The sequence below is a fragment of the Commensalibacter melissae genome (assembly GCF_003691365.1).
GTDB classification, from domain to species: Bacteria; Pseudomonadota; Alphaproteobacteria; order Acetobacterales; family Acetobacteraceae; genus Commensalibacter; species Commensalibacter melissae.
Genome location: NZ_CP033087.1, coordinates 363,329 through 383,036, shown reverse-complemented (window position 1 = coordinate 383,036; position 19,708 = coordinate 363,329). Strand labels below are relative to the sequence as shown.

Below are 19,708 nucleotides of genomic sequence, written 5' to 3'. Positions count from 1 at the left end.
TATTATTATAGTTATGTAAAAAAATAAGATTATTAAAAACGTTCTGTAATTTAGCAGCATAATATAAATTTATTGATTTCAAACTATTACATTATACGTTAATTCCATTTAAATATTAAGAAAATCTTTTTTGATCCAGATAAGAACAGATTCCTTTAAAATATAATAACTAGCTGTCATTAGGCAATCAAATAATTATTATCATCAAACTAATCTTGCCAATTTTATTTAACCAAAAAATATTCAAAGATATAAATTCCCATTCTATCCAACTGAACGTTCTGAATCAGTTAAGATAATTTGTACCCACTTTCCTTGAATTTGTACCCACTTTTTATCGCATAATCTGTCATGAACTGGCAAGAATATGATAGATAAATATGTATTTTTTTAGGAAAAACAAGGGATTTGTCAGGAATTGGCAACATCTGGCATATTCAAATGGTGTCCGCGGCGGGAATCATATTCGTTATTTATCCTATTGATTAAACACAAAACCTATATCACAAATAATGATTTGTACCCACTTTTGTACCCACTTTCTACAAACTGCCCAAATACCTTATAAAACAGAAAAAATCATGACGATTCGAACGCATGATTACTCACAATCAATTCTTCATTTATCTTTGTTGATCTGGAATTGCACGAATATTTAATTGGAACAATATGATGATGGAAATCTTTAAATATATCCCTTGTCTCATTTGTATTATTGATTGAAAGAATAAAACTACCTTTTACATTTTTTAACATATCGGCAATTTTATAAAAATCATCCTTAGAAAATTGATTTCCATAATAACGTTCTGTACCTAAATACGGTGGGTCTAGATAATGAAGCGTATTAGTTTTATCTTGTCTTATAATAAATTCATCATATGGAGAACACTCAATAAACACTTTAGACAATCTTTCATGCAATAACCGTATTTTTTTTTCTAATAGATAAATATTGAAATTTGATCTAGATATTTTCATACCGCTATAATTAGCTTTACCTCCAAATGCATGTTTTTGAAGATATAAGAAACAAAAGGCCCGTTCAATATCTGTCAAGCTCTCCCTTGGAAATGTTCTCAATCTATAAAACTCATCTCTTGATGATAATTGCCATTGGCATAATTCAATCAAGGCATCTTTATGGCGTTGCACTACCCTAAATAAATTAATGATATCTTTATTAATATCATTTATCACCTCTTCACCAACAATTTTATTTCTTCTTAGAAAAATACCGCCCATACCCAGAAAAGGTTCAACATACCGTTCATGAGGTATTTGATTGATCAAATTAACTATTGTTTTTGCAAGTCTTCTTTTTCCTCCAACATATCCAGCCAATGGTTCAATAGCCCTGATATCATTCATACAAATCCCTTTCATCTAACAATCAATGGCCTGCTGGAAACGGTCGATATTCTTTTGCCAATCCGCCTTTCCCAACGCCGTATTGTAGTACTTCTTGTGATACTGGGCCATTGCCGTTGCATTCCTGGAATCTGGCAGTATCTCCCTGATCAGGATATAGAAAACGCGGCACATGGCCGCGGCAAAGAAAAGGTTTCCTGTCAATGTCTCGGGTTTCGGTATCCCCCTGTTGTCCAGGTTAAAATCACCCGCTATATGCATTAAAAGACTTCTTAGAGGTTGCCTTCTGGCATTGTTGAGATAATTGTCCCAGATATCATGATAGGTAACGGGCTCCATCTGACATGGCCCCAACGCCGGCCCCTTGCCTAGCTGTCTGAGATATGTATAGTTGCTTGCATATCCCTCAACCAGAAAAGTTCCCGTTACCTGATTGATCGCCCTCTGTCCACCCAGATTTATATAGTTAAGGGCTGGTGTTATCACCTCATGTTTCAAATGGTTCAGATAAATTCCACCTGTGGTTTTTGTCATGATGATTTTTCCTTTTTAGAATGAGAAGTGGATAATAAAAAACCCACCGCAATGGGTGGGTAACTCAATAAATATAATGGAGAAAAGGTAATCCTATATATTTTCAAACTGATTATTAAATATTGGCGTATTTAAATAATCATTCGTAAGTAGATGAACATCAGATCAAAGGTTAATAATCTGAATATGGATAGCCTAATAAAGATATCTATCCATGAAAAAACATAATCTTTATTAGCATAGTATAAAATTACTATATTCCTTTTTATAAGGAAGTACAAGAACTTAATTGCTTTTTCTCAATTTCAATCATATCCAAATCATCTTTAATTTCTTTTAATCGTTTCTTGTAATATTTATGACGATCTTTCGTAATGGACTTATTAAAATCAATTAAATCCTCATACGATTTTTTAATCTGTCCTTCAAAAAATATATTCGCTTCCCTAAAAAGCTGTGCTGCTTTATCAGGATTAAAATCAAAATCTTTTTTAGCCAGAGATTGTTCTATTTTGTTTTTTTCAAGCTGCAAATAATAACAATCATTATTTAATTTATTAAGACGATCATTATCTTCAGATGATTTCATCATCATACCTTATATACAATTTTTTTCGTTTTTTGATTATATTCAATTTTGTCAAAAAGATATAAAAATCCCAATGCAGATAAAATCAACGGTTCGCATTTTGGCAGTTTATTTTTGACATGGATATAAACCTCACATACATCGACCGTATGTTTTTTCCATAATAGTTTCAATAACAATAAAGCCGTGTTTAACACTGTACAATCTGGATTTGTTTGTCGGTCTGGAATTAACATGATAAAGAACTGTTGAAGAAAATGTTATTGCAAATAAATATTTCAAAAGAGTTTTAACCTCAAAAGATTACCAGGTGCACCAACACTAATCGGTAATCAATTGAGGCTAAATGAACCGTCAGGTTAAAGGTTAACGACCTGATCGGGGATAGTCTAGTAAGGATAAAACGAAAAAATTTAAGAATCCTTATTAGCACCGTATAAAATTACTATATTCCTTTTTATAAGGAAGTACAAGAACATTTTTGTTGAATATGATCTATTTCCATTTCTATTTTAACACCAATCAATTTTGCAAATGGGGAAGTATATGACTGGCAATAGCCTCAACAACAGGAACCACGACCGCATTTCCGAATTGCCTGTATGCCTGGGTATCCGAAACGGGAATTTTAAAATCTGATTGCCCGGGCCTGTCAAACCCCATCAGCCGCGCACATTCTCTCGGGGTCAACCGTCTCGGGTTTTTATCGCATCCCTGTGAGACAAGGATTTCAGATCCGTCCTTGTAATAGCGTGCCGACAATGTTCTGGCCACACTGTCATGATCGCACAGTCCAAAACCAAAACCGTTTCCCGCCTTTTTGTGCTTGTCAGCATAGTTTTGCAGATATTTCCATAATTTGTCGGATAACGTGTATTTTTCGGAAACAGAGGCTTTTTTCCCCACGGTATAGTGGCTTTCCGGTTTTTCACTACCGTTTTCAGGGTGCAGGATTGCCGAGAGGCGGGGCCCTGACAACGGATCGGGCAAGGATAATGTATCAAAACTGAAATCGTTTTTATCCAGAAACCCGACGATAAAAATACGCTCACGATGCTGGGGAACAAACCCTTTTCCATCAATGATACGCCAGTGCAGGCAATACCCAAGCTCATGTTCCAACACATTGCGAATGATTGAAAAGGTTCTTCCCCTGTCATGACTGACAAGATTTTTCACATTCTCCAACAGGAAACATCTGGGACGATGATATCTGATAATACGCGCGACATCGAAAAACAGGTTGCCCTGTGTCTCACATGCAAACCCGTGCTTCAATCCCAGGGATATTTTTTTTGACACGCCGGCAATTGAAAATGGCTGACATGGAAAACCCGCCAGCAGGATATCGTGATGAGGTATATCCCGCTCACTTATCCTGGTTATGTCACCCGCAATTTCATGATTGCATGCGTAATTGGCCCTATAGGTTTTTTGCGAATACATATTCCATTCGCTTGTAAACACACATTGACCGCCAATCCGGTCAAATCCACGTCTCAACCCCCCTATGCCCGCAAACAGATCAATGAACCTGAATTTGCATTGCCCATTTCCCGCAATGGCTATCTTGTTTTTCAACATGATTTTTCCAGAAATTCGATTATTGTCAAAAGACTTGGTGAAAATTATTATGGATAAAAAATAAACGTTGATACCATTGTTTATTAACGTTTGTACATTTCAGTTTTCAATATATCTTAATAAGACAATAAGTACAATGAATTAACTGATACTTTTTATAAAAAACATTATAATTTAATTAATGCTTGATAGAATATTCCAAATCTTGGATGGTTAATGATTCATTTTGATTTAATACCATTTTATTTATGGCTTTTCGTACAACACGTTCAATTCTTGCACCGCTATAATCATCAAATAACTCTGATAACTTTTTATCATCCAACTTAAATTGTAGTTTAACTCCCCGCAATTTTAATTTTAAAATTTTTAAAATTTGTTTATAATCAGGTAATGGGAATCTTATTTTATAATCAAAACGTTTTAATATTGTTCTGTCAATTATAATATTATAATTAGTTTCTGCCAAAATAATACTTTTTCCTTGATAAAAAGAAAGCATCTGTGAAAAAACACTAACAGTACGCCCTAATTCACCCATATCATGAAAAGAAAATCTTTCTTTTGCAATAGCGTCAAATTCATTAAACAAAATAATCATTTCATTATTTTTAATAAAATCAAAAATTTTATGAAAATTAACCACCGTTTTTCTCAATGAAGAAGAAATTAAGGAATCTAGTCTAACAATCGCCAAAGGCAAATTTAATTCATATGCAATTGCTTCAGCTGCCATTGTTTTACCACAACCAACATCCCCATTAAAAAGAACTTTGTAAGACGGCTTTCTATTATAACTATACAAGATATCCGCCCGCCTATGTTCCTCTAAAAAATTTTCTAAACTATCACGCGTATCTTTTGATAAAACAATTTCTTCCAATGATCTTTGTACAGTAATAATATCCAGTAAAGGAATTCCCAAATCATCATCAACAGGCAAAACAGAGGGAATGTTTTTTTTAACTAAATGATTATTCATTATCATACCTTTTACTTGTTACATTATATTAACATTTTTATCTATAAAGTACAAGATGTTACAATAAGCAAATGCATATAAAAGCGATGGGATGTTGTAAAATAATTAATTAATTTTCTCACTTCCCCCGCCAAATCCTGATAATGGCACAGATGGCATGAATGACCATGCTTAACGGTATGCAGATCGCTATGATCGGAATTACCCATGGATCATGAATCTTGATCCACTCACAATTGTTCAGCCACCACCATTTGCAAAACTCATAGACTGTATTCATAATCCCTTATCACCCCCGCCAGTATCCTTGCCAGGGTGTAAAGGTTCACCAGCGCGAATGTTCCCCAGGCAACAATGCCAAAATGCCAGTGCCTCTCGTAGACAAGCATGTTCAGCACCCCCCATATGAAAAGGGATGCCGCCAGAAAAGAGGCCACCCCCCTCCACCTGAAACTTCCGCACATCAATGAAACAAGCTGCAGTGTCCCTGTAAGTATGAATGATCCTTCCCAAATACAGGCCGGAAGGATAGCCCTGAACCCATTGACGAATGAACAGTGAAAGATGTTGCCGGCCATGAAATATGCAAGTGCATACATTCCCGTCATGACCAGCAGTATCGAGCTCCACCACTCACCCAGGCAATGGTTACGGTGTTTTTGGTGTCGCCTGTTTTCCATTGGTGCCATCCCCGTTCTTTCCATCTTTTCCAGCCTGCCTGTCTGGCAGCCTGAAAGAGGCGAGCAGATGAATGAGAGACCACAGCCCGTGCAATCCGCTTTTTGAATCAGGCTCTTTCCAGAACCTTATGACAAGGGTGCACAGGGTCACGATGAAAGTGACAACCGCGACAACATCACCAGCCGTATTGCTGGGCAGGACATTGATGATATATTGTAGAAGCTCGGTAAAAAAATCCATTTGTTCTTTCCTTGAATATAGACATAAAAAAACCACCCTAGCGGTGGCTGGTATCTCTGGTGTTCTGGCAGGCCATGATCATGTCACGCAGGCTTTTGTAATCCAGCAGGTAACGGCCGATCTCACTGTCAGGTTTTAACGCCTTGATCTCGCTGGACAGCTTTTCCTGTGACTGGGGCGTGTAATCCCTCAACGGAGGGCATTCAATCCGGTAGACAACGCGTGGCGATGCCGAGCATGCCGCAAGAAAAACCGCCGCGAGTAAAAAAATAGGTTTCATCAGAATTGCCCTTTCTCCAGCACATCTTCCAATTCCTCCATGTTTCCAGGTGAATGATTGGCTGCCTGCTGCATTGCCTGAACAGTCTGAAGGGTCTGCAGGTCATTTTTGATGACTTCATCCTGTGTCCTGATCAGGTTGTTTCTATTCGCGGCCCTTCGTCCTGTCAGGTAAAGAAGTCCTGCCATGATCCACCCTTTCCCTTTCCATAAAAAAGAGCATACGGACTTGATAATGAGTATGATATTTGCCATCTGTCTTTCCTTTTCCAGACATAAAAAAACCACCCGTTAAGGTGGTTTGGTAAAAAATAAACGTTTTAATAACTATCTAGAATTAACATTGAGAAATTATGTTGGCTTCATTTTCTTTAATCATGTATTTCTTGATATTCAACAGGCCAAATGTAAGATCATTAAAATCATGATAGGGAATATTAAGTTTCTTGGATAATTCTTCCCTTGTTATTTTATCTCTCCAAAGCATGGTAAAGATTTTTTCCCACAATAAAGAATATTCACGCTTTACAGGATTGGGTTCCCTCTTTCCATAATTCATTACCTGCATTTCATTGCCCATATTATGGTAATGCCATTCTGATAACAATCCAAGCTGTCGAATACGATAAGCCAAATCCGCACTTGTCAGCGTTTAGGATGATACATTGATCATTTCTTAAATATCCAATGCATCCTTTATCCATTTTGATTGATAATCAAGTGCACCATCATATGTTTATTTCATATTGTATGATCAATTTTTTTGTGGCATCGGTTTTAAAATCAATTAATTTTCCAGTTTTTGTATCTGCAAAAGTCAACTTGAAACTTCCACCAGTCCAATCATACATCCCATGAAAAACATTGACTGTAGAATAATCGCTGAGTTCTGGCAAGGACATCAATATTTTCGGATTAACGTACCAAAGATTATTTTCTGCATTTGCCACTTTCAGCTGATCATCCTGAAATATTAAGGTACTGTTGTCATCCCACTTTATCGTATTCAAATTTAACTGTTGGAATTGGGTTTTATAAGAAAAATCGGGCAATTCACCGGCTTTGCTCGCCTCGATTGTCAATGTCGAGGCAAACATTTTTCTTGCAACTGGATACATGCTGTTTGATATATTGACTTGTGCGTCAAAAATTTTTCCGGATGCCATGGACGGACGGAAATGACCAAATGAAACTTGAATGATATCACCTGGATCGACAGGTTCATTGATGGTCAACTCAGCCGTATATACTCCAACAGTTGTTGAATTTACATAATTTTCTGATGACTGTTTCCATATTCCGTTAGCTGATATCCAACGTACTGCAATCGAAGGGTATTTCTGATTGTCATCAGCTTCCTCAAATGATACTGCCGTTACCGTAATGCTAATCTTTTCACCAAATATCGCTGGAACATTATAATATCCATAAGCATTACTGTTCGTATCTGTTGATTTGAATGTCCATGTTCCATCACTATTCTTGTCAATTGTCGATGTCCCATTTATTATTATTGGAAATTGTGACAGTTCACGACCCGCTATTAGAATATCTTTCATTTTCAACCTCTTAATTAAAACACATGGACAGGATAATTGTTGCAGATCACAGAAGTTACGCCAGCCTTAATCGCCTTTAAAAATTTACGATCATCTTCAGCAGTCCAGACACTCAACCCAACATCGGCATCGATGCATTTTTGTACAATTGAGGGATCCTGCGAAACAGTGTCAATTTGCCATAACAAGAATCCGTTTCCCAAGGTCTGCATTTTCTTAATGGCTGAATCGGCATTGTTATCTTCTCCAAATTGTAAATACCCTACACGACATTTTGAATCCAAAGAACGGATATGTTCCAATACTGAATAGGTACCACTTTCAAAAGTGACCAGATGACTCAATCCATAAGATTGAATGATTTTTACAATTTGCGTGACTTGCTCTATGGTTTCAAATCTCTTGATCTCTGCATAAAATGGACGGTTGACTTTCGCTATAAACTGACACCATTCATCCAGTGAACTTAATTTGACAACATCATAATAAGGTGTATTTTTCAGGCCGGTAAAACGTAGGGATTTCAAGTCTTCATAGGTTGATGTCCGCAATTCCAAACTATGATCAAGCAATCTGTCTGTTTGATTGTCATGCCATATAATGAACTTGCCATCCGTAGCTGTTGACTGAATATCAAATTCAAAGGATATCTCTTGATGCGCACGATAGGAATTTACAGCGTTATATACTGTATTTTCTATAATTCTTGCCACCCCGCCTCTATGCATCGCAATTTCAATCGGTCTGTTTGGAAGATTAAATGAACGTGTTTCATACACCTTGTTTACTATTGAAAAAAGCGAGGCTGTAGGGGCGGCTTTTGTTGGAACGAGAGCTGATGGATTGATTGATTTAACATACAGGTCTGTTGTCCCATCGTTTAGATTATTATCACCCTTTTCCCCTCTTGGACCCGTAGCCCCCATAATGACAACAATACCGTCATTATTCTCATACAGCACACCCTCCGCACGAATTGGAAGAATACAGACAAAATCAAGCGTTTCCTCCTGTTCTGTCGTTATTTCACAACGAATTGGAACATTCCGGTTCAATTCCCCGCCACTCAGGCGAACCGAAAAAGTCTGATCATGGAATGTGTATTTGTCAGCCGTGACATTGCTGTCACTGGTTGGTCCGACCTTTACCGATGCGATCTTGTCATCAGCCAACATACGGTTCTTTACAGAGAAACTGTAGAATTTCTTTTCTGTTGGCCCCTTGCATAACAACCTTAATTCTGTACTGCCAAGACATCCTCCAGGCAATTCAAATATTTCACGATCAGTCTGTAAAATTTCTGTTTCTTTATTTACCTGATTGTCTTGAAAAGCCTTTTCGCTCACTTTTCGTGATGCTCGAGTATTTATTTTATTAAAATCCATTTTAATATCCTAATAATTAATTAACGTGTGAACTGGAATTTTATGTAACCTGTGGAACCGTCCCCTCCCTGCCATGAATGTGGTGATTGCCTGTCCCTGGTGCATCCACCCGCACCACCGGCCCCGTAACCTGAACCGGATTGCGCCTTGTCCGCCCAGTCCGGTGTTCCTCCCTGTCCAAGTGGCGTGCTGCCACCGGCACCGCCAAGATGATCATCCTCTGTAGCGTTATCGACACCATGTCCCCCGTCCGTACCATTCGGACTTCCACCCTTGCCACCAGCCGTGTCCAATATTCCGCCACCGGCATAGGGTGTATTTCCACCACCACCACCTGTCACCCTGAGTATCTCTGTTTCATCAATCTTTACGAAACTGTCACCTCCATTGTCTCCGGCATCATAATTTCCAATTCCACCGCCCCCGATTTGTAAAAAAACCTTTTGGTTCGGCATCACGTCATGAACGATGTTCTGCTGGTAACCTCCAGAACCGCCGCCACCGCCAGACTTGCCACCGCCACCCTCTTCACCGCCACCGCCACCGCCGCCTCCGGCGATCAGCCATTCCATTTTCATCTTGCGGCATCCCTTTGGAATGACGTAGTTATACTGACCGGCTGTCAGTTCAATGACAGGCTGATCATTCCATATCGCCTCGCCCCATTCCATCTTCGGTATCAGGTCAACGCCGGCCACCAGCACACGCGGTGTATTTCCGATACTGTATCCGTTCTGGGACGCGTAGTTTCTCACCCCGTTGCTCAGGTCATTCAGGATATCCGCCGTTATCAGGTCGCCCTTCTTGATCATGTAATGGTCGAAGCCGTCCATCTCCCTACGGTATTTTCTGACAACCTCGTTGTAATCATCCGCATAAAAAATACCGTTGATAAAAAGGGTGTTTCCATCATAGTCATGCATTGTCTTCTTCCCTAGTTCTGCCTGATAACGCACTCGACAGGACGGATTGAAGTCTCGTGACTGTTTTCCAGGGAAAATCCGATATGTCTCTCACCGCTTTTCGCTTTTCTGGCCACACCGGATATTTCCGAAATGGTTACCGGATCACCCTTGTCGATCATGCCTGTCACGAGAACGGGAATACGGCCTGCCAGCGTGACAGGTAACGCGTTCTTTCTATCCCTGATAGCCGTATTCATTATATAGGCTGGGGATGTTGAAATGACCCCATAAAAAAAGCCCCCAATGGAGGCTCTTGTTATCTCTTTCTCACCGCCTATTTTCACAAGCGTCCCTGGATCATATCTCTCATCGGCAATATAGTATTCCGCAAGGTCTGCACAAAATGCGGACATGGACTCACCATTGAAATACTTTCCCGTAATGGTTCCCTTGCTATCCATGGTATAAAAATATTGCTCTCCACTGCTGTTCGCATAAAAAACAAGATCGGTCTTGTTATTATTGAAATCCTCCTGGATATATATCCCGCTGGTTTGCCCAGGCCTGTTCACAAGGTTTAAGTGAATAGATGAATTTCCAACGATTAAACCGTTTTCATTCGTATCCTTGTTTGTACTGTTGATATTCAGTGTTCCGTCCGTGACGGACATATCTTTGGATTGCAGTTCATTACATTCTATTTTTCCGTTTTCTCGAAAGACGATCGCATTGTATACCACACCATTGATTTTGCTCTGTATGGTTATTTTCTTGCCTTCCTTCAGGTCATGGGTCGCGAACATGCTCATGGCATTGTTTCCATCAAACTGCCAGATTGCCGATGGAAGGTTTAGAATACCGTCCGTATATTTCAACTCTCCTGGGTTGATGATTAAATTATGTCCGTCTACAGATAATGTACCAACAAACTTTACTTCACTATCAACTTTTTGCTCTGTTGCAGATTTCAGTTTCAGGAAATAGTCATCATCGCCACCGACTTTTTTCATTATGGAACCTATTATATCGGCAAGCTGATTCCAGTTGTTCCTGTCTGGAGTTTTTCCACCAGCCCTGATCGCATTCACTATTTCCGCAACTGTTGCATTTACAACATGGGCTGGCAAAATTGTCGCAGGAATACCCTGTGCGGGATTTCCGTCAGTCGCATATTGGGCAATGGTATCCACCGGTGCCTTGTCAGCATTTTCCATTGGAACAGAATATGGTGCAATAATTAAATCCATTTCATAACCTTCTAGTTTATTTTTTCATTTTGGAAAAGACCGTAATAGACCAGGGTATGTGTCGGTGAAATACGGTTGAAAATGCATGGGAGATATTTCAGGTCCTGATCCGATCTTATTCTCCATGTATGGGACCAGTCCTCACCACCCAGTGGCCTGTTAAGGGGTGTTCCAAGTCTGAATGGCGTGAATTGATCAATGGTGATGTCAAAACCGAAATATTTTTTTGCATACATGATATAGAAATTGATATTGGAATCCACGGATGACACCAGACGATCAACAACAAGCCTCTGACGCAGCTGCAAATCCGTCACCTCTCCAACACATGGATCCGGTAACCCGACGGTTTTTTCCCACTCATCGAGAAGTTCGGTCGCGGTTCCAGGAAAAGATACCTGCAAGAGCTCGATCGCCCTGTCACTGTTCCTGACATATACCTGGCCAATGATGGAAGCCCAGTAATGACATAGGCTTCCTGGCTCCCTTGACCATATTGGTCCCATCGGCAATAGGTATAACAGGGCCTGCCTGAAATTTTCATGGGTGAAACGTGGTATCATGTCTGAAATGTAACCTTTCCCAATATTGGCAGGTTACCCTCACTTTCCGCTATAATTGTCGTAACTGGTGATGTTATGGTGTATTGGGTTAATGTCGTTATGGATGCAATGGCACGGTCCCATGCACTTGGATGCATATTTTTCCCTGGGGCGGCCTCTCTTCGGAACAGGTCTTTCAATGCGGCCCTGATGGCATTCTGGTTATCGAGCGTGTTATTGATGTCAAGATCGGAAATGACAAAATCAACAGGCTGCGGAATTGGCGAGCAGACAATGACAAGTGAGGTTACCGGTTGCTTGTCCCATATATAGTTCGCAACGGCCAGCTGGTCACCCGTTGCTGTTTTATACCTTTTCTCCTTGTCCGATGTTCCATTATCACCGATCGGAAAACCGTTATTGGAGGTATTCGCATCATCACACATGATCCATATCACGACAGTCCCGCTGCCGAAACTGTTCCTGCCAACCCATGCCCTTGAAACCTGGTGAACGGATTCTGCCCACATGATGTATTCCTGTTCACGTCCGAGGGAACCTGATGTTCTGAATGCCTGGATCACCCTTGACCGGTAATCATCCTCATCCTCGAGATCTGCACCTCCGGTGATCGGTGACAGAACCTTGACATTCACGTTCACACCCGCAAGGGCCTGTCCAAGCGTAAGGACTGCAGTCTGGTCAGAATTCCCGTCAATACCATTCTCGACAGACTGAATATGAGCCTGGTTCCGGATGCTGTCCTCCATTGTCACGTAGCTCCAGCCATCATTCCTTCTTATTTGCGTTCCCTTTGGAACGATAACACTGTCATCCACGACCGTGAATTCAACCAGTCCCGTTGCCCTGGTGGGGGCCTTTCGATAGACATTCTTAAGATTTCCCCATCCAGCCAGATATTCATCTGTCGCGGTCCATGGAACGGACTGTCTGGCGATATTGCCCAAGAATGAATAATGCGACCATGAAAGTCCAGCCTGGACAGTTCCGATCGTGCCAATAACCGAATTTTTGAGCACTGTCTCAATTCCTGGAACGCCAGCGTTGATTATATCCTGCTGCACCTGATTGTTGAGTTCTGTTAAGGTTGGAACCTTGAACGGCATTATATTCCCTCCCATACCCAACTGAATAGAAACTGTTGGGGCGTGTCTGATTGTGGTTCTGTTAGATTGATTGAAAACTGCAGTAGACCGGTTTTCACCCATTGGACATTGACATCGATATTCGCCACCAGTCCATCATTAACCATCCACTGCAGTGATTCATAGATCATGTCCTGTGCGGACAGGGTGACAGAATACTGATCGGTTTTCACGGCCCGTCTCAGCTGCCATAATCTTGATCCCATAGGTTCATCCCTGAAAATGTCACCCCACCATCCGCGACGGTCTCCCGAAACCTTGCCGATATTTGACTTTTTTTCCGTAAAAGATGGTTCCAGAGGGGCGAGCCTGTCCGTGAACAGTGAAACCATGACTGCACTGAAAAGTGCATTGTCAAGTTTTATATCATTATCTAGGATAGACCATTCACCCTTGCCGGTCTTGTTATTCCAGGTTATGGAAATGTCCTGTACCGGTCTCATAGAGGTCCACCCGTTGGCTGGTTCTGGTATCCCCTTGAATGTTTATGGCTTTTCAGACTTACCGATCCCGCCGTCACATCGCCAGATGCCCTCACATCTCCCGTTGTATCGACATTCCCGTCAACCTTGAGATTTCCGTTCAGAACACATTTCCTGTCTGACGGATTTATCTCGACTGATCCATCATTCTTCAGGATAACGGTTGTTCCTGATTTGTGATAAATGGCGACCTCCCCATCGCCAAGATTTTTTGGACGGTATCGCTGGTCATTCGATGCTATGACAGTGCCACGATTGTGGTCACCGGCAAAAAATAGGGAAATCGCATCAGCACCAGGCAAGGGTTTGCTGACAAAACCGTATTGCTGCATGAATGTCATCCCATCCATTTGGGCACCGCCGGAAACCACAATCTGTACTGTGGGTGTCGTTCCCTCGATAATCCTGTTAAGGATACGGCATGCACCAACTGTCATGTTGATCCGTCTCATGATGCTGTCCATTGGTCCAGGCATGTTCACTCCAATAAAAAAGCCATCCAGAAGGATGGCCCTGTTTCCTAGTTTATAAAAAATGGTTATCTTGAAAGGCTCGCGTTTGATATGTAGTTGTGAAGCTGGTCAACCTCCTCCTCCATACGTCTTGTATGATCATTGATGGTACATATCAGATCATCGATCACCGGATCCTTGCAGTTGACATTTTTCGTAAGTTTCCTGAACAATGAATTGAAAATGTCGTAATCAATATTGATGATCCTGATCATCCGATCAGCATTCATCAAATCTATATTTTTACTGAACCTGCAAAGACTTGAACGATTATTCTCTTTACACATATTATTTCCGTCCGTAACGAATATGTTGTCCATAAAATATGGACACAATATTATTTTTTTTAATCTCTTGATATCCTCGAACATAATCCTAGATAAAAGAAGCCTATTATTCTTAAACCATACTAGGTGCGTAGATAGTGAACAGATTGTTCAGATAAGGTCACTATCTACAATATGGTTTTATCGATGTTTATCGATACAAATAATGAAGCTTATTTATATAAACGATTAATATTCGTTAACTTAAATTAATCAGTAACTTCAGGATATCAAGGCAATATTTCGACATGGAATTAACTTTTATTTCTTTGAATTATTAATCTTTACTTGATAAACAAGTGTATATATTATAATTCACTTCATTAATTCCGGTTATTACTGTTACCGATCACGTCTATACATGATTCGAGAACATTTCGGACAATCTGGTCAGTCCCTTTGGCGTTATCCTCACCTGTTCACTGATCCTGCTTGTTCCATCACTCAATGAAACCTCCGTCACCTTATGCTCAAGCAATCCCTGCTTGATCTTGTCCTGATAGGCAAGCCAGTTCCTGTTGCCAGTCCGTCGGTAAATCCATTCATGGGAATTGAGATAGAAAAACAGTTCCTTTGGCCCCATCTGAAGATTCTTCGCCGCGTCCGTGATGCATAACGAACCGTCCGCCGTTGCAATGCGATCAAATCCATCCGCCTTCGGTTTCAATTCCTTAATCTGCTCGGCTTGATCTGCAGCAAGACGTAATGCCTCAGGATAAGATTGTGGAATTTGAAAAGATGTAATTTCTCCGCGTTCATAAGCTTCAAACTTTTTAATAATTTCTATCGTAACGTTAATAGCATCTTTTGTTTCGGATTTCGTTGTTATAAAAATGGCTTGTTTTCGATTGAGATAAAATTCTTTAGCTTTACCGCCATTTATAACCCGCTCCACCGTGGCGCGGGTCCCCATTTCATCTAATTCATTTAAATAACGATTAATTAATTTCCGAATATTACGAGGTCTTTCAAAACCCAATCTTTGAGCAAGATCAATATCGAGAATACGAAGTTCCTTTTCAATAAGAATAGGATTAATTAAAGAAGTTGAATTACAGTTAGCGTTTAAAGTATTATTTAACATGGTTGTAATATCCTTCATATGTAAAGTTACAACTACCGTAGAGAAGAAAGTCGTTATCTTTCTTCTCTACAATACTTAACTTACACATATAACACATAAATAGCAACACATTTTACATACTTGACTTAATATGTGTAATTTGCTATTAAATTATTTATGAAAGAAGAAGAAAAACTTAATCAACGATTGCAAATTGTCGCATCAAAAAAAATAGTTGTAGCCATTGATGAATGGAGACGCGAACAATCTGATTTACCCTCTCGTTCAGAAGCAATAAGAAGGTTAGTTGAAAAGGGTTTAAAATTTTCACAACATGAAAATCCGAACTGATCCACATTGCAATTGTATGTCATTTTGACCTTATGTCTGAAAAAAAGAAAATATATAGATACACATTACGTTTGAATGATGATTTTCATAAAATGCTCGAAAAAAGAGCATTAGAAAATAATCGTGCTATGAATGGCGAAATAATGGAAATATTACGTCATGAATTTAACAAATCAAAATTAAAAGATTCTGATAAATATGAAATCATGGCCAGTTTTTTAGAAAAGTTTTTAAAGACGAAATATAACTTATAAATAATATCAATAGACTTTTATGTAATTTTTATGCATAATACACACATGAAAGAAGAAACATTACGTTATAATTTAAAAATGACTGTAGATTTGCATGCTACTTTAACTGAGCATGCTAAAAAGAATAAACGTTCTTTACAATCAGAAATTATTCAAAGATTAGAACAATCACTTTCATTCCCTAAACCAGAAGAACTATCGAAAAATAAAATTGATATTTTTAAGAAATTTGAAGATGAGTATATAAAAAAAGAAGTTAAAAAATATGCAGATGCATATATGAAAAAAGCATTTGAAGAATTAAAAAAAGATTTAAAATAATCCTTTTATTTGTTCAATTTTTGCTCCCCCGTTTGGGGGAGCAAACAATATTGATCCTTAAACATAAGTTATTTCTGAACATAATGTTTTCGCCATTTGCAATTTTTTTGTATTACATATATTTATTATGAATAACGTAAATTTATAAGTATAAAGAATGGCACAAACAACTAGAAAGCGTAATACTAGTAGAACTGAAAGCTTAACAATACGTCTTGATCCTAAAACAAGATTCGCATTAGAATTTGTATCAAGAATTACCAAACAGACGATCACAACAGTTGTAGAAAGTGCAATCAAGGATATAGCAGAAAAAACATATTCTGATATTTCTAAAACCTATACAGATAATTATAAAGAAGTGAACAACACCAATTGGAAATATTATTGGGATGTTAATGAAGGAGTTAGATTTATTAACCTGGCTAACGATCCAAATACAAATCCTACTTATGATGAGGAAGAAATATTAGAATTTATAAAAATACATTGGAAATATTTTTCAGAAGATAAAGATTTATATATATTACGAAGAGATTGTATTGATGTAATATGGCCCCATATAAATAAGTTAATTAAGATATGGAGAGAAACAAAATCAAACAATAGACAAGAAGCTTCTGACTATATGAAGCAATTACTTGATAAAGCTAATATATCCATAGATAAAAAAAGTTAATTAAAAGATTACAATTTTTTTATTTGTTAAATTTTTGCTCCCCAGTTTGGGGGAGCAAACAATATGGTACTATTATTTTATACGAAAATGGGGTACGTAAAACGTACACCCTATATATTAAAATAGTACTATATATATTAATGATAGTAATGAAGGATTACTCTAACCAATAGTTATAGTCAGTCTATTTCATATTTTGATAACTATGAAAAAATACCCTCATTATTAATGAGTGTAATCGAGAAAACTCAGAAAAATCTGTCATCAATATTGTTATTTATGATTCTTCTTGCATTTTATCCATTTTTTATCGGATTCAGGCTGGTTGTCATGTCCAAAACACCATCCTAACTGATTCAGTTTTTCATCCGCAGCGTCCCTGTAGTTACACATGATATATGTTTCGGCGTTTTCCTCGAATGATCCTTTGCAAAATTCTTGGGCGTAATAATAGTTTTTGATAAGTTGTTGCACGTTTTCGTATTTAACAGATAAGAACGTATCCTTCTTTTTATCTGCAGCTTGAATAGTGATAGGTAATGCAAAAACTAAAAAGAAAATAGAAATATTTTTCAACATGATAATAATTCCTAAAAATAAAAACCATACATCAATATCATTTCAATATGCAAATGTTTTGACTGTTCATGTTTTCCTTTGCGACATTAGGTGATCCCATATTTGGCATCACCTTCATATATAAACCACTCCGATATTATACCATTACTGTATAAAAATTATGTGATTTTTGTTTTTTAAATTTGTTACGATCTATTTTTTGTTATATTTATTCAACGATTTGTTATTAAAGGATTTAAATATATGGCTGATGATGACGAGACTAAAGTATCTGTGACTAAGACTAGGGATGCTCATGATATTTTTATGGAATATATTAATAGATTTCCAAATTGGAAATGCCCTGTATGTGGTAATAAAAAATTTTATTATGATAAAAGTTCAAACCTAATTACATTTCCATTGGTAGATGTGGAAAAAAGGGAAATTGATTTAACAAAAGGCGTTCCTGCTTATTGGGTTTATTGTATAAAATGTTTTAATATATCATTTTTTTCTAAAATACAGATCTATAATTTTTATAAAATCAACAATAAAGAACAAACAGAAGATGATAAAAAGTAATAAAGACTTTTAAAAATGAACGGCCAAACCTATAATACTAATAATGTAATACCAATAAGCGATCATCATAGTTATATTGGTTTTCATAAAAAAAATAATACAAGCGATAACGGTAACGGCGGTGGAGGTGACGATATGGAGAAGAGACTTTCAAAATTAGAAGCTGGTATCGATTTTATAAAAGATAAACTTAGTTCACATGATGATGAATTTAAAAAAATAAATGATAAATTTGATAAAATAGATGATAAATTAGATGAAATAAATAAAAATTTTAATGAATTTCCCACTAAAGATTTTATGAAATTATCCATTTCTGATGAAAGTAAATCCATTAAATTATGGATGTACTCTATTATTTCAATCAGTTTACCCGCTTTAATAATATCCTTAATTAATTTTATAATATCCTTAATTAAATTATTTAATTTACAACACTTATTTCATTGAAAAACCCTATGATTATCTTCCTGCTATTGCCTGGACAACAGCACTGTTTGCAGCATTGAGAACGATGGGTTGCGGTGAGAACGCCTCCTTTGGCATCAATGTTATTTCGGCATGAGTCCCGCCGCCCATATCCAGACGGAAAACCACTTCCGCAATAAGAAGGTGGTTTTTTGTATTGACTTTCAATGTCGGAAAAGACACCGGAACAAGGGTGTTCGGTTCCCAAAGCTTCCCCTGCTGATCCCTCCAGCTGTCAGTCACGACCTGAATTGATTGCGAGCGTCCGAAACGTCTGTTGACCTCCCACTGTGCCCGCTGTTGTGACACGACATATCCCATATCCCCCATCTCGGCTGAAATCAGCATGGGACGATAGCGTTTCACCCCTGGATCAGTGGCGGGTTTCCCCGTTGTTATATTCTCGAACTGGGCGGCGAGTTGCGAATTGTCCCCAGGTGCCGAAAAAAGGGATGATGTGTTCTGCAGTATCATGGTGACATTGCTGAATCTTCCAGCCATGGAACGGCGAACAACCGCCTCCTCGACGTTTTTTCCCTCGACAAAACCGGATGACACCACTCTCGATCCAACCTTTGAGAGAATGATATTCCCATCGGCATCATCATAAAACAGCAATGCGGCCGCACGGGTCATACGCTCTATGATCTCATATCCGGTTTCAGTCAGGATAACCGAGAATTGCGGAAGAACCACATTGTCAATATCACCCACCGTTTTTACATCTATTCCGTATGGACTGCAGATGGTGCGTATCAGGTCGATAACTGGCCTGTTATTGAACTGGTAGGTCTCAAATTTTGCCGAACATTCACACAGGTCGATGGATTTCGAATTACCCTGGACAGAAACAACATGGGTTCCATATCCAATCCGCCTGTTGACCGTCACTATATAACCCGTGATTATTTTCTGGTCGCCTATCCTTATAATGCACGACTCACCCTCGGGAATGAGAACCTCCGATGATTTTGGAAAATATTCCGTGCATTCAAGCTCGAATGTGGAGGGCATTATCTCTATGCCACGCCTTATGGAAAGGCTT

The 19,708-nt window shown here is 38.5% G+C and carries 30 protein-coding genes and 1 pseudogene; 7 read left to right on the top strand and 24 right to left on the bottom strand.

The features are described from left to right. Positions 1-579: 579 nt before the first annotated feature. The 21 genes from D9V35_RS01805 to D9V35_RS01705 all read right to left on the bottom strand — a co-directional run bounded on the left by D9V35_RS01805 (position 580) and on the right by D9V35_RS01705 (position 15,468). Positions 580-1,371, bottom strand: a complete 792-nt coding sequence (locus D9V35_RS01805) for a DNA adenine methylase (RefSeq protein ID WP_162988536.1) — start codon at positions 1,369-1,371, stop codon at positions 580-582. 15 nt (positions 1,372-1,386) lie between these two features. Further along, positions 1,387-1,905 carry a hypothetical protein gene (locus D9V35_RS01800; protein ID WP_122123060.1) on the bottom strand — a complete coding sequence of 173 codons (519 nt, stop codon included), beginning with the start codon at positions 1,903-1,905 and terminating at the stop codon, positions 1,387-1,389. Positions 1,906-2,170: 265 nt separating this feature from the next. After that, positions 2,171-2,494, bottom strand: coding sequence for a hypothetical protein (locus tag D9V35_RS01795; RefSeq protein WP_122123059.1), 324 nt, complete (start codon positions 2,492-2,494; stop codon positions 2,171-2,173). A 522-nt stretch (positions 2,495-3,016) separates the two neighbouring features. Further along, positions 3,017-4,078: a DNA (cytosine-5-)-methyltransferase gene (dcm, locus tag D9V35_RS01785; RefSeq protein ID WP_122123057.1), complete on the bottom strand. Its 1,062-nt coding sequence runs from the start codon at positions 4,076-4,078 to the stop codon at positions 3,017-3,019. A gap of 178 nt (positions 4,079-4,256) precedes the next feature. Continuing rightward, on the bottom strand, positions 4,257-5,060 hold the full coding sequence (locus tag D9V35_RS01780) for an AAA family ATPase (RefSeq protein ID WP_162988535.1): 804 nt from the start codon (positions 5,058-5,060) through the stop codon (positions 4,257-4,259). 118 nt (positions 5,061-5,178) lie between these two features. Next, entirely contained in the window at positions 5,179-5,340 is a 162-nt protein-coding gene (locus D9V35_RS09285) for a hypothetical protein (RefSeq protein ID WP_162988534.1), read from the bottom strand. Further along, a complete protein-coding gene (locus D9V35_RS01775) occupies positions 5,337-5,690 on the bottom strand; it encodes a hypothetical protein (RefSeq protein ID WP_162988533.1) in 354 nt (117 codons plus the stop codon). The genes D9V35_RS09285 and D9V35_RS01775 overlap by 4 nt, the downstream gene beginning before the upstream one ends. 18 nt (positions 5,691-5,708) lie before the next feature. Then, a complete protein-coding gene (locus tag D9V35_RS01770) occupies positions 5,709-5,981 on the bottom strand; it encodes a hypothetical protein (protein WP_122123054.1) in 273 nt (90 codons plus the stop codon). A gap of 37 nt (positions 5,982-6,018) precedes the next feature. Next, on the bottom strand, positions 6,019-6,261 hold the full coding sequence (locus D9V35_RS01765; protein WP_122123053.1) for a hypothetical protein: 243 nt from the start codon (positions 6,259-6,261) through the stop codon (positions 6,019-6,021). Next, positions 6,261-6,515 (bottom strand): hypothetical protein, encoded by a 255-nt coding sequence (locus D9V35_RS01760; protein ID WP_122123052.1) that lies wholly within the window; start codon positions 6,513-6,515, stop codon positions 6,261-6,263. The genes D9V35_RS01765 and D9V35_RS01760 overlap by 1 nt, the downstream gene beginning before the upstream one ends. A gap of 82 nt (positions 6,516-6,597) precedes the next feature. Beyond that, a complete protein-coding gene (locus D9V35_RS01755) occupies positions 6,598-6,894 on the bottom strand; it encodes a hypothetical protein (protein ID WP_162988532.1) in 297 nt (98 codons plus the stop codon). A gap of 94 nt (positions 6,895-6,988) precedes the next feature. Next, the gene (locus D9V35_RS01750) at positions 6,989-7,819 is read right to left on the bottom strand and encodes a hypothetical protein (RefSeq protein WP_122123050.1); all 831 of its coding nucleotides are present in this window, start codon (positions 7,817-7,819) and stop codon (positions 6,989-6,991) included. 14 nt (positions 7,820-7,833) lie between these two features. Continuing rightward, positions 7,834-9,204, bottom strand: coding sequence for a glycerophosphodiester phosphodiesterase (locus D9V35_RS01745; RefSeq protein ID WP_122123049.1), 1,371 nt, complete (start codon positions 9,202-9,204; stop codon positions 7,834-7,836). 20 nt (positions 9,205-9,224) lie between these two features. Next, on the bottom strand, positions 9,225-10,127 hold the full coding sequence (locus D9V35_RS09395) for a glycine-rich domain-containing protein (RefSeq protein ID WP_205910315.1): 903 nt from the start codon (positions 10,125-10,127) through the stop codon (positions 9,225-9,227). A gap of 11 nt (positions 10,128-10,138) precedes the next feature. Further along, positions 10,139-11,356: a hypothetical protein gene (locus D9V35_RS01735; protein WP_122123047.1), complete on the bottom strand. Its 1,218-nt coding sequence runs from the start codon at positions 11,354-11,356 to the stop codon at positions 10,139-10,141. A gap of 11 nt (positions 11,357-11,367) precedes the next feature. Then, positions 11,368-11,919 (bottom strand): putative phage tail protein, encoded by a 552-nt coding sequence (locus tag D9V35_RS01730; protein ID WP_122123046.1) that lies wholly within the window; start codon positions 11,917-11,919, stop codon positions 11,368-11,370. Beyond that, positions 11,916-13,025: a baseplate J/gp47 family protein gene (locus tag D9V35_RS01725; protein ID WP_162988531.1), complete on the bottom strand. Its 1,110-nt coding sequence runs from the start codon at positions 13,023-13,025 to the stop codon at positions 11,916-11,918. The genes D9V35_RS01730 and D9V35_RS01725 overlap by 4 nt, the downstream gene beginning before the upstream one ends. Next, complete coding sequence (locus D9V35_RS01720) at positions 13,025-13,507, bottom strand: phage GP46 family protein (protein ID WP_122123044.1); 483 nt, start codon at positions 13,505-13,507, stop codon at positions 13,025-13,027. Before D9V35_RS01720 ends, D9V35_RS01725 begins: the two co-directional genes overlap by 1 nt. Then, on the bottom strand, positions 13,504-14,022 hold the full coding sequence (locus tag D9V35_RS01715; RefSeq protein ID WP_122123043.1) for a phage baseplate assembly protein domain-containing protein: 519 nt from the start codon (positions 14,020-14,022) through the stop codon (positions 13,504-13,506). Before D9V35_RS01715 ends, D9V35_RS01720 begins: the two co-directional genes overlap by 4 nt. A gap of 62 nt (positions 14,023-14,084) precedes the next feature. Next, the gene (locus tag D9V35_RS01710) at positions 14,085-14,378 is read right to left on the bottom strand and encodes a hypothetical protein (protein WP_162988530.1); all 294 of its coding nucleotides are present in this window, start codon (positions 14,376-14,378) and stop codon (positions 14,085-14,087) included. 361 nt (positions 14,379-14,739) lie between these two features. After that, entirely contained in the window at positions 14,740-15,468 is a 729-nt protein-coding gene (locus tag D9V35_RS01705; RefSeq protein WP_240993388.1) for a phage antirepressor KilAC domain-containing protein, read from the bottom strand. A 156-nt stretch (positions 15,469-15,624) separates the two neighbouring features. Between D9V35_RS01705 and D9V35_RS09275 the strand changes: the two genes are divergently transcribed. The 4 genes from D9V35_RS09275 (at position 15,625) to D9V35_RS01690 (ending at position 17,052) form a co-directional block, all read left to right on the top strand. Then, the gene (locus D9V35_RS09275) at positions 15,625-15,798 is read left to right on the top strand and encodes a hypothetical protein (protein WP_162988529.1); all 174 of its coding nucleotides are present in this window, start codon (positions 15,625-15,627) and stop codon (positions 15,796-15,798) included. Between the two features lie 32 nt (positions 15,799-15,830). Next, complete coding sequence (locus D9V35_RS01700) at positions 15,831-16,052, top strand: Arc family DNA-binding protein (RefSeq protein WP_122123041.1); 222 nt, start codon at positions 15,831-15,833, stop codon at positions 16,050-16,052. A 45-nt stretch (positions 16,053-16,097) separates the two neighbouring features. Next, entirely contained in the window at positions 16,098-16,373 is a 276-nt protein-coding gene (locus D9V35_RS01695; RefSeq protein WP_122123040.1) for an Arc family DNA-binding protein, read from the top strand. 157 nt (positions 16,374-16,530) lie between these two features. Next, positions 16,531-17,052: a hypothetical protein gene (locus D9V35_RS01690; RefSeq protein WP_122123039.1), complete on the top strand. Its 522-nt coding sequence runs from the start codon at positions 16,531-16,533 to the stop codon at positions 17,050-17,052. A 273-nt stretch (positions 17,053-17,325) separates the two neighbouring features. Here D9V35_RS01690 and D9V35_RS01685 read toward each other — a convergent pair whose 3' ends face one another. After that, positions 17,326-17,631, bottom strand: a complete 306-nt coding sequence (locus D9V35_RS01685; protein WP_122123038.1) for a hypothetical protein — start codon at positions 17,629-17,631, stop codon at positions 17,326-17,328. Between the two features lie 243 nt (positions 17,632-17,874). Between D9V35_RS01685 and D9V35_RS01680 the strand changes: the two genes are divergently transcribed. Together D9V35_RS01680 and D9V35_RS01675 are read left to right on the top strand one after the other, a co-directional pair. Further along, positions 17,875-18,195 carry an RING finger protein gene (locus tag D9V35_RS01680; RefSeq protein ID WP_122123037.1) on the top strand — a complete coding sequence of 107 codons (321 nt, stop codon included), beginning with the start codon at positions 17,875-17,877 and terminating at the stop codon, positions 18,193-18,195. Positions 18,196-18,210: 15 nt separating this feature from the next. Further along, positions 18,211-18,645 carry a hypothetical protein gene (locus D9V35_RS01675; RefSeq protein WP_122123036.1) on the top strand — a complete coding sequence of 145 codons (435 nt, stop codon included), beginning with the start codon at positions 18,211-18,213 and terminating at the stop codon, positions 18,643-18,645. A 12-nt stretch (positions 18,646-18,657) separates the two neighbouring features. Here the strand turns inward: D9V35_RS01675 and D9V35_RS09270 are convergent, their stop codons facing one another. Continuing rightward, on the bottom strand, positions 18,658-18,972 hold the full coding sequence (locus D9V35_RS09270; RefSeq protein ID WP_162988528.1) for a phage baseplate assembly protein: 315 nt from the start codon (positions 18,970-18,972) through the stop codon (positions 18,658-18,660). A 67-nt stretch (positions 18,973-19,039) separates the two neighbouring features. Here D9V35_RS09270 and D9V35_RS09265 point away from each other — a divergent pair, with 67 nt between their 5' ends. Continuing rightward, a complete protein-coding gene (locus D9V35_RS09265; RefSeq protein WP_162988527.1) occupies positions 19,040-19,273 on the top strand; it encodes a hypothetical protein in 234 nt (77 codons plus the stop codon). A gap of 26 nt (positions 19,274-19,299) precedes the next feature. On the opposite strand, the pseudogene D9V35_RS09535 reads toward D9V35_RS09265, so the two are convergent. After that, a pseudogene (locus D9V35_RS09535) lies at positions 19,300-19,698 on the bottom strand (phage baseplate assembly protein); the annotation flags it as partial. Positions 19,699-19,708: the final 10 nt, after the last annotated feature.

Excerpts from the sequence above, each read along its gene's own strand:
- D9V35_RS01690 (WP_122123039.1), top strand. The coding sequence starts at position 16,531 with ATGGCACAAACAACTAGAAAGCGTAATACTAGTAGAACTGAAAGCTTA.
- D9V35_RS01765 (WP_122123053.1), bottom strand. The coding sequence starts at position 6,261 with ATGAAACCTATTTTTTTACTCGCGGCGGTTTTTCTTGCGGCATGCTCG.
- D9V35_RS01695 (WP_122123040.1), top strand. The coding sequence starts at position 16,098 with ATGAAAGAAGAAACATTACGTTATAATTTAAAAATGACTGTAGATTTG.
- D9V35_RS01745 (WP_122123049.1), bottom strand. The coding sequence starts at position 9,204 with ATGGATTTTAATAAAATAAATACTCGAGCATCACGAAAAGTGAGCGAA.
- D9V35_RS01760 (WP_122123052.1), bottom strand. The coding sequence starts at position 6,515 with ATGGCAAATATCATACTCATTATCAAGTCCGTATGCTCTTTTTTATGG.
- D9V35_RS01770 (WP_122123054.1), bottom strand. The coding sequence starts at position 5,981 with ATGGATTTTTTTACCGAGCTTCTACAATATATCATCAATGTCCTGCCC.
- D9V35_RS01720 (WP_122123044.1), bottom strand. The coding sequence starts at position 13,507 with ATGAGACCGGTACAGGACATTTCCATAACCTGGAATAACAAGACCGGC.
- D9V35_RS01705 (WP_240993388.1), bottom strand. The coding sequence starts at position 15,468 with ATGTTAAATAATACTTTAAACGCTAACTGTAATTCAACTTCTTTAATT.
- D9V35_RS09395 (WP_205910315.1), bottom strand. The coding sequence starts at position 10,127 with ATGCATGACTATGATGGAAACACCCTTTTTATCAACGGTATTTTTTAT.
- D9V35_RS01710 (WP_162988530.1), bottom strand. The coding sequence starts at position 14,378 with ATGGACAACATATTCGTTACGGACGGAAATAATATGTGTAAAGAGAAT.
- dcm (WP_122123057.1), bottom strand. The coding sequence starts at position 4,078 with ATGTTGAAAAACAAGATAGCCATTGCGGGAAATGGGCAATGCAAATTC.
- D9V35_RS01805 (WP_162988536.1), bottom strand. The coding sequence starts at position 1,371 with ATGAATGATATCAGGGCTATTGAACCATTGGCTGGATATGTTGGAGGA.
- D9V35_RS01780 (WP_162988535.1), bottom strand. The coding sequence starts at position 5,060 with ATGAATAATCATTTAGTTAAAAAAAACATTCCCTCTGTTTTGCCTGTT.
- D9V35_RS09275 (WP_162988529.1), top strand. The coding sequence starts at position 15,625 with ATGAAAGAAGAAGAAAAACTTAATCAACGATTGCAAATTGTCGCATCA.
- D9V35_RS01675 (WP_122123036.1), top strand. The coding sequence starts at position 18,211 with ATGAACGGCCAAACCTATAATACTAATAATGTAATACCAATAAGCGAT.
- D9V35_RS01750 (WP_122123050.1), bottom strand. The coding sequence starts at position 7,819 with ATGAAAGATATTCTAATAGCGGGTCGTGAACTGTCACAATTTCCAATA.
- D9V35_RS01725 (WP_162988531.1), bottom strand. The coding sequence starts at position 13,025 with ATGCCGTTCAAGGTTCCAACCTTAACAGAACTCAACAATCAGGTGCAG.
- D9V35_RS01730 (WP_122123046.1), bottom strand. The coding sequence starts at position 11,919 with ATGATACCACGTTTCACCCATGAAAATTTCAGGCAGGCCCTGTTATAC.
- D9V35_RS01800 (WP_122123060.1), bottom strand. The coding sequence starts at position 1,905 with ATGACAAAAACCACAGGTGGAATTTATCTGAACCATTTGAAACATGAG.
- D9V35_RS01685 (WP_122123038.1), bottom strand. The coding sequence starts at position 17,631 with ATGTTGAAAAATATTTCTATTTTCTTTTTAGTTTTTGCATTACCTATC.
- D9V35_RS01680 (WP_122123037.1), top strand. The coding sequence starts at position 17,875 with ATGGCTGATGATGACGAGACTAAAGTATCTGTGACTAAGACTAGGGAT.
- D9V35_RS01715 (WP_122123043.1), bottom strand. The coding sequence starts at position 14,022 with ATGCCTGGACCAATGGACAGCATCATGAGACGGATCAACATGACAGTT.
- D9V35_RS01700 (WP_122123041.1), top strand. The coding sequence starts at position 15,831 with ATGTCTGAAAAAAAGAAAATATATAGATACACATTACGTTTGAATGAT.
- D9V35_RS01795 (WP_122123059.1), bottom strand. The coding sequence starts at position 2,494 with ATGAAATCATCTGAAGATAATGATCGTCTTAATAAATTAAATAATGAT.
- D9V35_RS09285 (WP_162988534.1), bottom strand. The coding sequence starts at position 5,340 with ATGAATACAGTCTATGAGTTTTGCAAATGGTGGTGGCTGAACAATTGT.
- D9V35_RS01735 (WP_122123047.1), bottom strand. The coding sequence starts at position 11,356 with ATGGATTTAATTATTGCACCATATTCTGTTCCAATGGAAAATGCTGAC.